Annotated in this window: 10 protein-coding genes; 9 read left to right on the plus strand and 1 reads right to left on the minus strand. The window is 47.5% G+C overall.

Going from position 1 to position 13,572, the window contains the following annotated elements; translation table 11 throughout:
- The first annotated feature begins 1 nt into the window (after window position 1).
- The 9 genes from H5715_RS00275 to H5715_RS00315 all read left to right on the plus strand — a co-directional run bounded on the left by H5715_RS00275 (window position 2) and on the right by H5715_RS00315 (window position 13,012).
- Window positions 2-1,768, plus strand: a complete 1,767-nt coding sequence (locus tag H5715_RS00275; protein ID WP_246434630.1) for a coiled-coil domain-containing protein 180 — start codon at window positions 2-4, stop codon at window positions 1,766-1,768.
- Window positions 1,769-1,770: 2 nt separating this feature from the next.
- Complete coding sequence (locus tag H5715_RS00280; RefSeq protein WP_075188374.1) at window positions 1,771-4,623, plus strand: tetratricopeptide repeat protein; 2,853 nt, start codon at window positions 1,771-1,773, stop codon at window positions 4,621-4,623.
- Entirely contained in the window at window positions 4,604-5,380 is a 777-nt protein-coding gene (locus H5715_RS00285; protein WP_246434631.1) for a tetratricopeptide repeat protein, read from the plus strand. Before H5715_RS00280 ends, H5715_RS00285 begins: the two co-directional genes overlap by 20 nt.
- On the plus strand, window positions 5,377-5,697 hold the full coding sequence (locus tag H5715_RS00290) for a hypothetical protein (RefSeq protein WP_246434633.1): 321 nt from the start codon (window positions 5,377-5,379) through the stop codon (window positions 5,695-5,697). Before H5715_RS00285 ends, H5715_RS00290 begins: the two co-directional genes overlap by 4 nt.
- Window positions 5,698-5,721: 24 nt before the next feature.
- Window positions 5,722-6,555 (plus strand): MotA/TolQ/ExbB proton channel family protein, encoded by an 834-nt coding sequence (locus H5715_RS00295; protein ID WP_075188375.1) that lies wholly within the window; start codon window positions 5,722-5,724, stop codon window positions 6,553-6,555.
- A gap of 11 nt (window positions 6,556-6,566) precedes the next feature.
- Window positions 6,567-7,082, plus strand: coding sequence for an ExbD/TolR family protein (locus tag H5715_RS00300; protein WP_075188376.1), 516 nt, complete (start codon window positions 6,567-6,569; stop codon window positions 7,080-7,082).
- 3 nt (window positions 7,083-7,085) lie between these two features.
- Window positions 7,086-7,631: an ExbD/TolR family protein gene (locus tag H5715_RS00305; protein WP_075188377.1), complete on the plus strand. Its 546-nt coding sequence runs from the start codon at window positions 7,086-7,088 to the stop codon at window positions 7,629-7,631.
- A 4-nt stretch (window positions 7,632-7,635) separates the two neighbouring features.
- Window positions 7,636-8,601, plus strand: coding sequence for an AgmX/PglI C-terminal domain-containing protein (locus tag H5715_RS00310; RefSeq protein ID WP_075188378.1), 966 nt, complete (start codon window positions 7,636-7,638; stop codon window positions 8,599-8,601).
- Window positions 8,602-9,052: 451 nt separating this feature from the next.
- Window positions 9,053-13,012 (plus strand): PKD domain-containing protein, encoded by a 3,960-nt coding sequence (locus H5715_RS00315; RefSeq protein WP_075188379.1) that lies wholly within the window; start codon window positions 9,053-9,055, stop codon window positions 13,010-13,012.
- Between the two features lie 108 nt (window positions 13,013-13,120).
- Here H5715_RS00315 and H5715_RS00320 read toward each other — a convergent pair whose 3' ends face one another.
- A complete protein-coding gene (locus tag H5715_RS00320) occupies window positions 13,121-13,540 on the minus strand; it encodes a YidB family protein (RefSeq protein ID WP_075188380.1) in 420 nt (139 codons plus the stop codon).
- Window positions 13,541-13,572 lie beyond the last annotated feature (32 nt).

Consider the following 13,572-nt stretch of genomic DNA (forward strand, 5'->3'; position numbering starts at 1 on the left):
GATGCGAGGTAATGGGAATATACAGCAGAGAATCTTCGGTAAAGCTCAGTTAAAGCGTTTGGCCATTGTTGGCCTGATCGTCTTGTTTTCTGGCAATTGCTATTCACAGGTTCGTTCTCATGTGGTTTCCGGCAGCGAGCTGGAATATGGTCCAGTTCTGTTTGAGTACTATCAGCAAGACTATTTTAATGGCTTGGTTGAACATGGTTACGCTCAGGCGGCAGAAAATAGAGTAGCCGTTGGGGCCGCATCACAATTGCTAGCGGGTAGCATGATGCTGCGCTACGGTATGCCCGATAATGCGATGAAAATTTTTCATGCCTTGTTAGATGAAAACAGCAATACAGAAGTGCGTAATCGCGCTTGGTATCACTTGGCTCGTCTTTATTACAATAAATCGGATAAGCCCAGCGCGAATCGTGCGTTGAATCGCATCGAGGGTGAGATCCCTCCGGCTTTGCATATTGAATATCATTACCTCGCTTCGCTGATTAAAAATGACGGTAATCATATACAGGCAGCAAGTGAATCTATAGCGGGCCTATCAGACAGGCTACCGCAATACTCCTATTTGTTGTTTAACCTTGCCGTGACCCAGCTGCGTTTGGGTAATGTATTGGACGCAGTATTAAACCTAGAAGATATTGCCAGCTACAGCGGAGATAATCGAGAGCTACAGGCTTTGACTGATCGTGCCAAGCACGGCTTAGCTCAGATGGCTACGCAAGCCCAGGATCTACCGCGTGCGTGGGCTTACCTCACCGGAATTCGTACAACGGGTTTGTATTCCAACCGGGCATTGCTGAGCTATGCTTGGACGGCAATTAATATGAAGTTATATAACGAAGCGATTCCTGCGTTGCAATTACTGGATCAGCGTTCAATTGCGATACCGGAAGTGCAGGAAGCCAAGGTTTTGCTCGCCCACCTGTACGAACAGGACGGTTCCCCACGTAAAGCGCTTAAAAGTAATCTACTTGCCGAAAAGGCCTTTCAGCAGGGCTTGGCATCGCTAGATCGGGCGCGGGAAATTATTGCGCGTCGCGATGTGCCGCGGGAGTTTATCGAAAACCTTGAAGCCATTATGGACGAAAGTGACTGGTATGCAGCTAATGCTAGCGTGGACTATAAAACCTTAACGCCCTTTCTAATCGATTTGATGGCGAGCCACCCTTTCAACGAAACCCTAAAAGACCTCGCTGCTCTCTATGCGCTGGAAGATAACCTTATCTATTGGCTGACGCAAACAAGTGAACACAAATTGATATTGGGCAATGCCGTCGATAAAACTGTTCAGAGCGAATTGCAGGAATTGTTACAGAGAAGCGACGAAATTAACGAAAGGTTTCGCGATCAAAAAGCAGAGATTAAGCTCACTACCCTGACGCTTGAGCAAGAAGAAAAAGAACGCTTTGATGTACTCATTGAGAGCGCCGAGCACGATTTAATGATACTTGACGATAAAATAAAGCAATTGAAAAAGGTCAGAAAGCCCTACGTACAACCGGCAGAATATGTACCCTTGGTCGATGAAAATCATAAGCGCATAGAAACAGAGCTGGCGAGAACACGACTTTTTATTCAGCAGCTGGAACCCGTTATGCGCAAGCTGGTGACGGCTGAATTAAAAACACATGAAGAGCGAATGCGCTACTATTGGGCGCAGTCGCGCCTGGCAAAAGCGAGGCTTTTCGATTCCACATTGTTAACTCTGGAAAAAGCGAAATCGCAATCGGATGCGGAATCATCTGAATCAGAGAAGAGGTAAGAATGGCTTATAACCGACCAATAATATTTTCGCTTTGTACCGCCGTAGTACTGCTCTCGGCCTGTAGTACTTCAAATAATCAGAAAACACTGGGCCAGCTGGAGTATAAGCCGGAAAGAGAAATGGAAGTTGCCGTGGAAACCATGAATCACGAACAGGTTCGTGAAGAGTATCGCGAATTACTCAATTTGTTTGAAGACAAACAGCTAAAAGAGCAAATTCAGAGGCGTATTGCCGATGTGTACATGATGGAAGGTGTACAGCAGCAAAATAGTGATCAAGGTCAGCCTAAGAGCTATTACGTAGAGGCTATTAAGTCGTACCGCGAAGTTCTGCAGAAATACCCTGACTCTCCCGATAACGCAGAGGTACTTTACCAGTTAGCTAAAGCTTATGACATGGAAGGTAATCAGAAAGATGCACTGGTTATGCTCGAGCAGTTAACTCGTCGTCATCCGTACTATCAGAATATTGCTGAAGCGCATTTCCGAATGGCCGATATTTATTTTTCCCACCAACGCTACCGACCGGCCGAGAAGGCATATCAAGCGGTTGCCTTATCGGGCCAGGAAAAATTTGTCGTTAACGCCCACTATATGCTCGCTTGGTCTCATTACAAGCAATCCCAGTACCGCAAAAGTTTAAGCTCTTTCGCCGTTGTTCTAGATTACCTATTGGTTGAATCGTTGGATCCTCAACAGCTCAGCAAAGCGCATCAATCCATGCTTGGTGATACCCTTCATTCGGTTAGTCTCGCGGTAGACAAGCTAGGTGGCGCATCTTCCATAAAGACAGTAGACGTTCTGCTCGGAAAACCCTACTCATGGATGCTGTACGACGATCTTGGTGATTATTATCTCGAAAAAGAGCTATACGAGGTTGCTGCTGAATCCTATCGTGAATTCGTTACTCTTTACCCTCAATCAGGAAAGGCGCCAGGGTTGCACAAAAAACTGGTGGATACCTATGTACAGGGGGGCTTCCCGAGTCAGGCTCTAGCGGAAAAAGAAACCTATATCGCCGCCTACGGCATCCATTCGCAATACGCAGCTAACATTAACGGTATTCGCGATGACATTAAACCGGTATTAAAAACCTACCTTGAAGAATTGGCTCAGCACAATCACGCGTCTGGTCAGGATTTACTGGCGACTATTGATGACAAAAAGAAAAAACCGATTGAGGATAAAAAGCTTGCCAATATGCAGTCCAAGGCGGTGGTCTATTTAGATAAAGCTGCCGCTTTTTATCAAACCTTTATCGATACGTTCCCGGGAGACGAGCGTGTAGATGAGATGCGCTTTATGAAGGCCGAAGTGCTGTTCGAAGCCATGCACTATGAACTCGCCATTGCTGATTACGAGAGGGTGGCCTATAGCCCGGTCGGCACCAGCGCAACCGAGCAGGCGCCGAATGCCGGCTATGCCGCCATTATTTGTTACGAAAAAGTGATCGATTACAAACAGGAAGGTAACGACGAAGTTAAAAAATGGCAGGCACAGGCCGTTGAAAGTATGTTGCGCTTCTCGCAAACTTTCGATAGTGATGAGCGCTCACCCTCGGTGCTTACCAGTGCAGCCGAATATATGTTTAGCCTCGATCACTATCAACGCGCGGTGGATATTACTAACGCGTTAATTGCTAATAACGAAGGTTTGGATAAAGAGCTTAAAGAAACTGCCTACGGGATTATGGCCCACTCATTTTTTAAATTGGAGCGTTATACGGATGCAGAGAAGGCTTATCTTAGCCAGCGGAATTTGGTGGGTAAATCCTCTGATGAATACGGCGCAATAAGCGAGCGCTTGGCCAGCGCCGTATATAAGTACTCGGAGGGGTTGGCTGATTCCGGTGAAATGGCCCAGGCGGCTGACAATTTTCTACGTATTAAAGCATTGGCGCCAAATTCCAGTGTGCGTGCAACGGCGCAGTACGATGCGGTTGTTATGTTGCTGGGGCTGGAGGCGTGGTCACGTGCAATCCCAGAGCTGTTGGAGCTTAGAACGCTTTATCCCGAACACAAAATGGCTGTTGAGTATCCTCGTCAGTTGGCATTTGCCTATGAAAAAAGTGAGCAGTGGTCATTCGCTGCTGAAGAATACCTAGCTTTAAGTAATAAAGACCCAGAAGATGAAATTAAGCGAGAAGCATTATTTTTATCGGCAACAATGTATGAGAAAAACAAGAACCACACCACAGCAGTCGAGCTGTATAAACGATACGCTTATACCTATGAACAACCGTTTGATATTCGTATGGAAGCACGGTATCACCTAGCAACTAATTACGAAGCTCTTGGTGATACGAGTAAAAAATTATATTGGTTAAGACGAATTGTTGATGGAGACAAAAGTGGGGGCGATTTTCGTACGGAACGTAGTCGATGGTTGGGTGCCTGGGCTAATATGGAATACGGTAATTATTTTGCCTATGAATTCAAACAGGCTCGCTTGCGGTTACCGTTGATAAATAGTCTACCAAGAAAGAATGAAAAACTTCAAAGCGCGCTTCAGCGTTATCAGTCGGCAGCAGATTACGGTTTTCTGGAGTTTGTGACGGAGTCGAGCTTTAAAATAGGAAGTCTGTACCAAGTATTTGCAAAAGAGTTACGAGATTCACCTGTTCCATCTGGAATGTCCGGAGGCGATCAGCAAACTTATCGTGAAATTATTGAGGAACAGGCGCAGCCTTTTGAATTGTTGGCAACGGAAGTTCACACGGCAAATATTAGCCGAGCCTGGAATGGTGAATTTAATTCATGGATTGAAAAAAGTTTTAGTGAAATGCGGGTGCTGAGCCCTGAACGATTTAACAAAGACGAGCAGATTGTGAGTTATGGCGATGAAATACGTTAACAGCAGCGTACAAAAAGCAGTCACTTTGTTGGCTGTAGCTATGCTCATGCTTGGCTGTGGAACATCCAGCCGGGTAAAAGATGGCACGCTTGCAGGAGTTGCGCCTAAGCTTGTGCCTACCGAGGTTTACCTTCCCATTGATCAGTTCGATAAAGAAGGCGTAAAGCTTCCTTATGAAGTGAGTATAAACCCTTATGCGGAACAATCCGGCCGCATTAAAAAGGAATCGGTTACTCGTTATATTGAAGCTCGAAGGGCCTACAAGTCTAAAGAGTACGCGGTTGCAGCAGAAAAACTGCATGCGTTGACAAGGGAAGACGAAAAACTCTCCGGCCCCTGGGTCATGCTCGGTGATATTGCTACGAAACAGGGTGAGAAGGATGATGCTACTGAGCTCTATCAGAAAGCTATTGAGGTCAATGCACAAAACATCAATGCTTATATTCGGTTGGCAAAAGTTTTACGAATACAAGGGCAGTTTATTCAAGCGCAAAACCTCTACGCGGAAGCGCTTGCCCTTTGGCCAGATTTTCCCGAGGCGCATTTAAACTTGGCTATTTTGTACGATATCTATATGAATATGCCGAAAGCCGCGCAACAGCATATGGAAACTTACCAGTTTTTAACAGGTAATAAAGACGAGCAGGTTGCGACTTGGTTAGTAGACCTTCGGTCGCGAACAGGGCTTGAATACAGTATTCGAGCGGGGCAGCTTATTACCATGCCGGCCTTATCCATTGCCGGAGATGTGAAATGATGCGATTGATTCTAGCCGCCGTGTTGTTGATGATAAGCACACTTTCTTATGCTGAAAAGGCCGAGAAGAAAAAATCAGTTTCGGAAGATGAAGCTAACGCTTACTACAAATTGGAATCGACGTTCGTTGGTGACAAGGAACAGCCAGCCGTCAGTTATTTTATCCCCTGGAAGGGTACCTCCACTCCCGACAAATTGCAGTGGGATCTGGATGTAAAGTACGACCAGACCCTAGAAATAATAGATCGCGATATCGTTGTTCGATCTATGAATATTTATGACGAAATGCAGCTGGAATCCGCCGGAACCAGTGAGTAACCAAGGCAAGAAAGAGAAAACGTTATGACAGATGTATATAGTATTATCGTTAAATTTTTTCAGGATGGCGGCTTCTTCCTTATTCCGATTGGCATCGTGTTTTTTATCGGGCTGGCAATAGCCGTCGAACGCTGGATTTTTCTGGGTTGGGAAAAATCGCGTAACAGGAAAGCCTTTTCTGATTTCCTTCCATTGCTGCGTTCAACCGAAATGGACAAGATGCATATGTACACCCGCGAGAATCAAGCGCCGGTGGTACGCATTATCGGTTGCGGGCTAGATATGATGAAAGTCTCGCGTAACCGTGCAGATGTTGAGAACGCCATGAACGAAGGAATGCTAGAAGCAATGCCTCGCCTTGAACAGCGTACCGGGTATCTCTCTGTATTGGCAAACGTTGCAACCTTGCTTGGTTTGCTTGGGACGATTATTGGTTTGATCGGCGCGTTTACCGCCGTTGCCAATGCTGATCCGGCAGAGAAGTCTACGCTATTGTCTCTATCCATTTCTGTCGCCATGAATACCACGGCTTTTGGTTTGATCGCCGCCATTCCTTTACTGGTGTTAAATGCGATTTTGCAAAACAAAACCAAGTCTATCGTTACCAGTGTTGAAATGTCTGCGGTTAAGTTTCTAAACATTATGACGCTGCATCGTTTTATCGAGGCCAGCTTGCCAAGGCAGCCGGAAGTCACTGCGCCATCACCCTTCGCGACTACACCCTCTGCGCCGGTAGCGGCGACAGTACAGCAGAGCACGGTGGTAGCACCGGTTGATGCGGTTCAGCCGCAGGTGGAAACTCCGCAAAATGGAAGTGCGGGTGGTTCCCTTGATAATGGCAACTACGTGCCGGCATAAGTTGAGCGGTTATGAATTTCAATAAGTTTTCTTACAAAGGGACCGACGACGAAGAGCTGGACGTAACGTCCTTCATGAATCTTATGATCGTTCTTGTTCCCGTTCTTTTATTGAGCATGACCTTTACTCAGGTCACCGTATTGGACGTAAAACTGCCTGATTTAACAGGTGGCATATACAACAGTGACGACTCTCAATCACAGCTTGAAGTGTTGGTGGATGAAAGTGGTTTTAAGATTATCTATCCCACCGATGTTGTAATTCAGGAGATTCCGTTGCGAACGGAAATATTGGCATCTGGAGAAGAGGTCGAGGTGTTGGACTACCGAACCCTGTCCAGTGTATTGCAAGGGGTTAAGCAGCAATTGCCGGAAAAACGCGATGCCGTGGTAACCGCAGATGCGGGTGTAAATTATCAGAGCCTGATTTCAACTATGCAGACGGTCAAGTCTTATCAAACCGTTGTGGCTGCAAATTTGGTCGATGTAGAACTATTTCCCGAAATTTCGCTGGGTGATGAGAGTTAAAAGATGATTGGTAATACCGTTTTTTATCAGCGAGAAAACAAAGCGCCTTCGGCAAAGCTGAGTCTCGTTGCCTTAATGGATATTTTTACAATTCTGGTGTTCTTTTTGTTGTTGAACTCCGGAGACAGTAACAATATTGAACATGCCAAATTTGTAAAATTGCCCGATTCCAGCGCTGGAAAAGCACCACACGCCGATTTGATGGTTATGGTAGGCGAAGACGCCCTGTATGTTAACGAAGAGGAAATTGCTAGAGTTGAGCCTATTCTGGCGTCCCCAGACGATTTGATAGCGCCTCTGCAGGAATTTCTAACTGCGCATAAAGAGAAAATGGGTGAGCTTAGTGGTTACGAAAAAGAAAACGGTTTATCACTTACCATTATGGGGCATCGCGATGTTCCCTATACCTTGGTACGTAGCGTTATGTCGACTTGCAGCGAGCAGGGTTTTCGCAATATTTCGCTTGCTGTAAACCGCATCGCAGCAGATGTCCAAATTGGGGCGCCCGCACCGATATCCGATTTGGTTACTGCCGGAGTGGGAGGTTAAGAGTATGCAAGCTGCAGTTCAGCCACTGGCTTTAGAATTACAACTTCCCTGGGCGCTTGACGAAAGACAAGAGAAAAAATTTGAGCGAATTCTAAAACGTTTTCTAATCCCGATACTGTTGTTTATGCTGGTAATTCCGTGGTTGCCAGTATTTGAATTGAGCTACGAAGAAATAGAAAGCGATGAAGTGGTTACAACAGTGATGTTAAAGCCACTGGAAATCCTTCCTCCACCGCCAGTTCCCGAAAAGAAAGTAGTGGCTGCTAAATCAAGGCCCGTTGCTTCCGAGCAGGCAGAGCAACCCAAACCAAGTCCAAAAATGGCTCATATGAAAGAGCAAAAAATTGTTCCCAAGCAAGATAGCAAGAATGCACTAAAGCAATCGCAGGGTTTAAATGAACTCTCTAATCAGCTGACGGCTCTGCGTGGAACGCTGGACCTCGCGCGATTGCAAACCCGCAATGTTACAACTAGCTCTCAGGGGGAGTTTAAGCGCAATTCCCATGAGTTTTTGGGTAAAGATGGAGCAGTAAAGCGCAGCGATGGAATAGAGATTGATGAAACACTGGTGGTTAGCAACGGTTCAGGCCTTGCGGCTTATCAATCTACCTCTGTTGATGGGCTTGGCTTGGGGGATTCGCCGGTGAGTACACTGGCAAGCCACAGCTCGTTTAAGACAGGCCAGCGCGATATGGAGAGCATTCGCCGCACACTGGAAAGAACCAAGAGCAGCGTTCATTCGTTGTACCAGTTAGCGCTGTTGGACAATCCCGATCTTGCCGGGAAGTTCACCTTTAAACTTGTGATCGAGCCGGATGGCACCATTTCGAACTTGTCTTTACTCGCCAGTGAACTGGGGATTTCCAACCTCGAATCGAATATTCTCGAACGCATTCGCTCGGTAAATTTTGGAGCGAAAGAGGTATCACCAACCGTTGTCGAATACAAATTTGTATTTCTACCGAGTTAATTTTTTGTAGCTAGAATAACTTATTTACAACTGTAGCCCCTCGTTTTGGGAAAGTTAGCGTCGGCGAATCACCTCGGGACTTGCGTCTCGAGGTTTTGTTGTCCTTGATATTTGAAGCCGCAACTTTTTTGTCGCTCGTACGTATGTGAACACAAACAACAAGATTCAGCACTAAGTATTAAAGAATTAGATCAAAGTAAGTCACGATACAAACCTACATTAGCCCACAGTTTACGTAAAAAAACGCTACTGGCGTAAGAAAAATTATTTGTTTGCGAGGCTGTACCAGCGGGTTAGGCGTTACGGTGCCATTCTAGTATGGCCGCTACACCTTTTAAGTCAGTTGAATATCTTCATATTACGCATTTGATCAATTATTCAGCGTTGGCTTATCCGAGTGCTCTGTGGGGTTCCTAGGGTTGTAAAAAAGATACTGTTTGGAGTAAGCATTATGTACCAGCAAATCAGATCGCAATTGAGTCGTATCGCTCTGGTTTCTACCGTTTTGGGTCTTGCCGCCTGTTCCGGTGGAAGCAATGAGCCTGCTGCAGATGCCAGTTCAGCGGAGAAAAATTTTATTACCGCAGATACGCCATTTGTATTTGTCGAGCGGAGCGCCAAGAAAAGTACTTCCAACGTTTCTGAAAAGCTTTCGACGAGCGTTGCCGGTAGCGACAGTTCACCATTGGATGTGTATGCGCCCTATGAATTTAATCCCGGCGCGAAATTGGTACTCCGCTCGAGTCTTGATGTAAATGGCGTAAACAGCGTAGTGCTGACACGCTTTTTTCAATCGGATGATTACGATGTTAAAGATCTGAGCGTGTCTTATGACGGTGAAAGAGTAATATTTGCCGCGCATGGCCCTGTATCGCACCCTACCGATAACACTTGGAACATTTATGAATACCAGTTTGGCACCGGTGAGATCAACCGTGTTATAGCCGACGATGAGTTGGCAAACAGCGGGCAAGATACCAATCCGGCCTACGCTGCTACGGGCGTAATTGTTTTTTCCTCTGATCGAGCTGCAGGCAACCCGAATAGCCCGGCGCAAAACACCCTGCCGGAAGACCAGGAAGATTGCTATAAAATTGGTGCTAACGAAAAGCCATCCTTACTGCACTCCATGGATAATGTAGGTGAAAACATTGTTCAGCTTACATACGGTAATCACCACGATACGCAAACCATCAGTTTAAAAGATGGTCGTGTTGCTTTTTTACGTTGGTCACGTAGTTATGATCTATTGCCGCAGTGTGAATCTTCGGGCGTGAGGCTCGGCAAAGTAACGGCGACTGATCTATTTCAAGCCGAAGACGCTGTTGGGATAGAGGCGCCAGAAGTTTGGGAAACCGAAGAAGTCTGTGCGTTTACGATTGAAACGCCGTTTGGTCCTGCTATTGCGAGCAATCACTACACTCTACTCAGAATAAATGCAGATGGCAGCGACTTGCAGCAGCTGTATAACACCGTAACAACAAATGCCTCTGACGAGAGTTTGCTGCAGTTTCAAGAGTTGGTACAAAGTGAAAGTGGGCGTTTAGTAGCGCTGCTGAAACATCGTTACAACAATTTTTTGGGCGGGAACGTGATGGAGTTGATGGAGCCCTCCGCAGCTCAGAATAATACCGTTTTTTCAAATATGGCTTTAAAGCCGGTGATCAGCGATGCGGTAAGTCTATTTCCGAATCAAGTATCTACCGCCGGATGGTTTAGTGCCGTTGCGCCCTACAGGGATGGTTCTTCGCGTTTGCTGGTCAGCTGGTCCCAATGTAAAACCGTTGAGAATGGCGTAAGCGATTTCTGTGGAGTGGGGGATACGGTAGAAAATGTAGAGAACGCCTACGGAATTTGGGTTTACGATCCGGAAAGTGATAGCCGCCTGCCTATCGTGCGTTCAAAAGCTGGGGTAGAGTATTCCGAGCTGGCAATGAATCAGCCTCATATCGGGTTAGATTTTCCTTTCGAACCCTTCAATTCGGGATATACGCCAGATACTGACGATTCACGTATTGTTTGCGATGACCCCAGCGTAGTTGTGACGCCTGAGCCATCGCCAGAGGTGACTCCAACCTCGACACCAACACCAACCGTAGCGCCAGAGGCGACACCAACACCCGTCGTAACACCAACGCCGGACGTAATAACGCCCCCTGGGACGACGCCAACACCTGAAGTAACGCCCACACCGGGAGTAACGCCCACACCGGGAGTGACACCCACACCTGAAGTAACGCCCACACCGGGAGTAACGCCCACACCGGGAGTAACGCCCACACCTGAAGTAACGCCTACGCCGGGAGTAACGCCTACGCCGGGAGTAACACCCACACCTGAAGTAACGCCCACACCGGGAGTGACACCCACACCTGAAGTAACGCCCACACCGGGAGTGACACCCACACCTGAAGTAACGCCTACGCCGGGAGTAACGCCTACGCCGGGAGTAACACCCACACCTGAAGTAACGCCCACACCGGGAGTGACACCCACACCGGGAGTGACACCCACACCGGAAGTAACGCCTACGCCGGGAGTAACGCCTACGCCGGGAGTAACACCCACACCGGAAGTAACGCCCACACCGGAAGTAACGCCCACACCGGAAGTAACGCCAAGCCCCGAGCCTACACCAGAGCCGAATACACCTCCGGTGGCTAATGCCGGTGCAGATCAACCTGCTGTGATAGGTCAAACCCTAAGTTTGGATGGTTCCGCGAGCTACGACGCTGATGGTGATGAGCTTACCTACGAATGGCGAGTTGTCAGCCCGGAATCGGCGGTAGGGTCTTCTGCGTTAAGCGACGATTCCGCACTTATGCCACTGATTACCGTGACAGAGCATAAAACCTATGTGATTGAGCTTCGCGTACACGATGGCTATGAATATAGTAATGTCGATAGCGTTAGCCTGGAGGTAGGCAATACCGCACCGGTAGCTGATGCGGGAGATGATCAGACCGTTTCTCCTGGGGCAGAGGTGCAGTTGGATGGTTCAGGCAGTAGCGATCTGGACGGCGACAACCTAGCCTATAGCTGGAGCCTTGTCAGTGCGCCACAAGGAGGAGTGACTGAACTCCTTGCTGTCGATAGTGTTCAGCCATCGTTTATCGCCAATGTTTCTGGAGCTTATATCTTTGAGCTGGTTGTTAATGACGGTATCGACGATAGTCAGGCAGATACAGTAACAATCAATACCCTTAATACTGCGCCTGTGGCGGTTGCAGGCGAAGACCAGTCCACCAGTAAGGGATCTACAGCGGTGTTAGACGGTTCAGGCAGTTACGACGCCGATGGGGATGCCCTGGCCTATCAGTGGAGCCTGATTAGCCGTCCTGAAGAATCTGCAGCGGCTATCTCTGATAATGGTGGCGTCACAACCGAGATCAATATCGATTTGCCGGGAAATTATGTGGTGCAACTTGTTGTGACTGATGGCATGGAAGATAGTGCGCCAGATACCTTGTTACTGACAACCACCAATGTTCGGCCCATTGCCGATGCCGGAGCGGATTCGTCTGTCTTTGTCGAGAGCACTGTAACGCTCGACGGCTCGGCTAGTCACGATGCCGATGGTGACCAGCTTGGCTACAGTTGGAGCATTATCAGCCAGCCTGATGGCAGCCATATTTCTCTCGACGATCCCACTGCTGCATCGCCAAGCTTCGAAGCTATTGCGGTGGGCAGTTATGTCGCACAGCTAGTGGTTAATGATGGCGAGCAGGACAGTCAGCCAGATACGGTAACCATTGATGTTAAAGGCTATGGTACCTGTGATATGTCGGGTGTGAATAGCCGCAACTTCCCCGTTGAAATACGCGATTTTAAGCAGTCTCATCCGGACTTTGAGTATGTAATGGCTGATGATCGAGGCATCGTGGAAATCGCGCTGGGCGAAGACGGTAAGCCGATTTACGCCCACGGTGAAAGTGGCACGGTCACAACCACCGGACCAGCAAACTTTAACCAATGGTACAACGATGTTGAAGGCATCAACCTAACGCTAGCGATGTCACTGGAAATGGTTAGAGTGCCTGACACCAATATCTGGACCTACCGAAATGGAGACTTCTTCCCTCTGGATGGACTTGGCTGGGGCAATACACCAAGGTCACCGCATAACCACCACTTTACGCTGGAATCGCACCTGTCTTTCGATTACGAAGGCGGTGAGGAATTCACCTTCCGCGGCGATGATGACTTGTGGTTATTCGTGAATGGTAAACGCATTATTGATATTGGTGGTGTACACGAAATGCAGGAGCAAACCGTGGTTCTGGACGATCTAGCCGAGATACTAGGTATAGAGATCGGGCAGAGTTACAGTTTCGATCTGTTCTTTGCTGAACGCCACACAACGGAATCCAACTTTATGTTCCAGACCAATATTAAGTTGGAGTGCGAATAGTAAGAGGGTGTATTTTAAGTCTTGTGAAAAACGCAGCGGTGTAAGTCGCTGCGTTTTTTTCGTTATACTGAAAGAGGGCGTTTGATGCTCAATTATTCACAGGCCATTTTATTTAAATAATCCACCCAAAAGCTTCCCGCCCACACTGGCTGCGATACCTTGAACCAGCGAGCCTCCTTCGCTACTTTTGTCGACTAAATCCGGAATCATGGAGGCCAGTCCACTTGCTGCTTGTCCCTGATCTAAACCGAGTTTATCGGAAAAAGTGGCGATTTTATCTTCACCAAAAACCTGCATAACATCGCTGGGAGAAAAACTGGCGTTTTCGCCATCACCCAACCAGGATTGTACCAATTGACCAATACCCCCGCCGCCGCCCGATAGCTTACTGATGAGTGCGCCAATATCGAGATTGTCGCCGTCCGTTGGAAGCAATCCTTTAAGGGCAGAAATAACGCTGGTTAGATTCACACCACTGCCAACTTTTTCCATAAATAATTTTGCTGCTATTTCTAGTAGATTTTGCATAATAAATACTCGCTAAAAAGGTAATAGCATGG

Origin of the sequence: Teredinibacter haidensis, from assembly GCF_014211975.1 — a bacterium.
GTDB lineage: Bacteria > Pseudomonadota > Gammaproteobacteria > Pseudomonadales > Cellvibrionaceae > Teredinibacter > Teredinibacter haidensis.

Excerpts from the sequence above, each read along its gene's own strand:
- H5715_RS00275 (WP_246434630.1), top strand. The coding sequence starts at position 2 with ATGCGAGGTAATGGGAATATACAGCAGAGAATCTTCGGTAAAGCTCAG.
- H5715_RS00280 (WP_075188374.1), top strand. The coding sequence starts at position 1,771 with ATGGCTTATAACCGACCAATAATATTTTCGCTTTGTACCGCCGTAGTA.
- H5715_RS00285 (WP_246434631.1), top strand. The coding sequence starts at position 4,604 with ATGGCGATGAAATACGTTAACAGCAGCGTACAAAAAGCAGTCACTTTG.
- H5715_RS00290 (WP_246434633.1), top strand. The coding sequence starts at position 5,377 with ATGATGCGATTGATTCTAGCCGCCGTGTTGTTGATGATAAGCACACTT.
- H5715_RS00295 (WP_075188375.1), top strand. The coding sequence starts at position 5,722 with ATGACAGATGTATATAGTATTATCGTTAAATTTTTTCAGGATGGCGGC.
- H5715_RS00300 (WP_075188376.1), top strand. The coding sequence starts at position 6,567 with ATGAATTTCAATAAGTTTTCTTACAAAGGGACCGACGACGAAGAGCTG.
- H5715_RS00305 (WP_075188377.1), top strand. The coding sequence starts at position 7,086 with ATGATTGGTAATACCGTTTTTTATCAGCGAGAAAACAAAGCGCCTTCG.
- H5715_RS00310 (WP_075188378.1), top strand. The coding sequence starts at position 7,636 with ATGCAAGCTGCAGTTCAGCCACTGGCTTTAGAATTACAACTTCCCTGG.
- H5715_RS00315 (WP_075188379.1), top strand. The coding sequence starts at position 9,053 with ATGTACCAGCAAATCAGATCGCAATTGAGTCGTATCGCTCTGGTTTCT.
- H5715_RS00320 (WP_075188380.1), bottom strand. The coding sequence starts at position 13,540 with ATGCAAAATCTACTAGAAATAGCAGCAAAATTATTTATGGAAAAAGTT.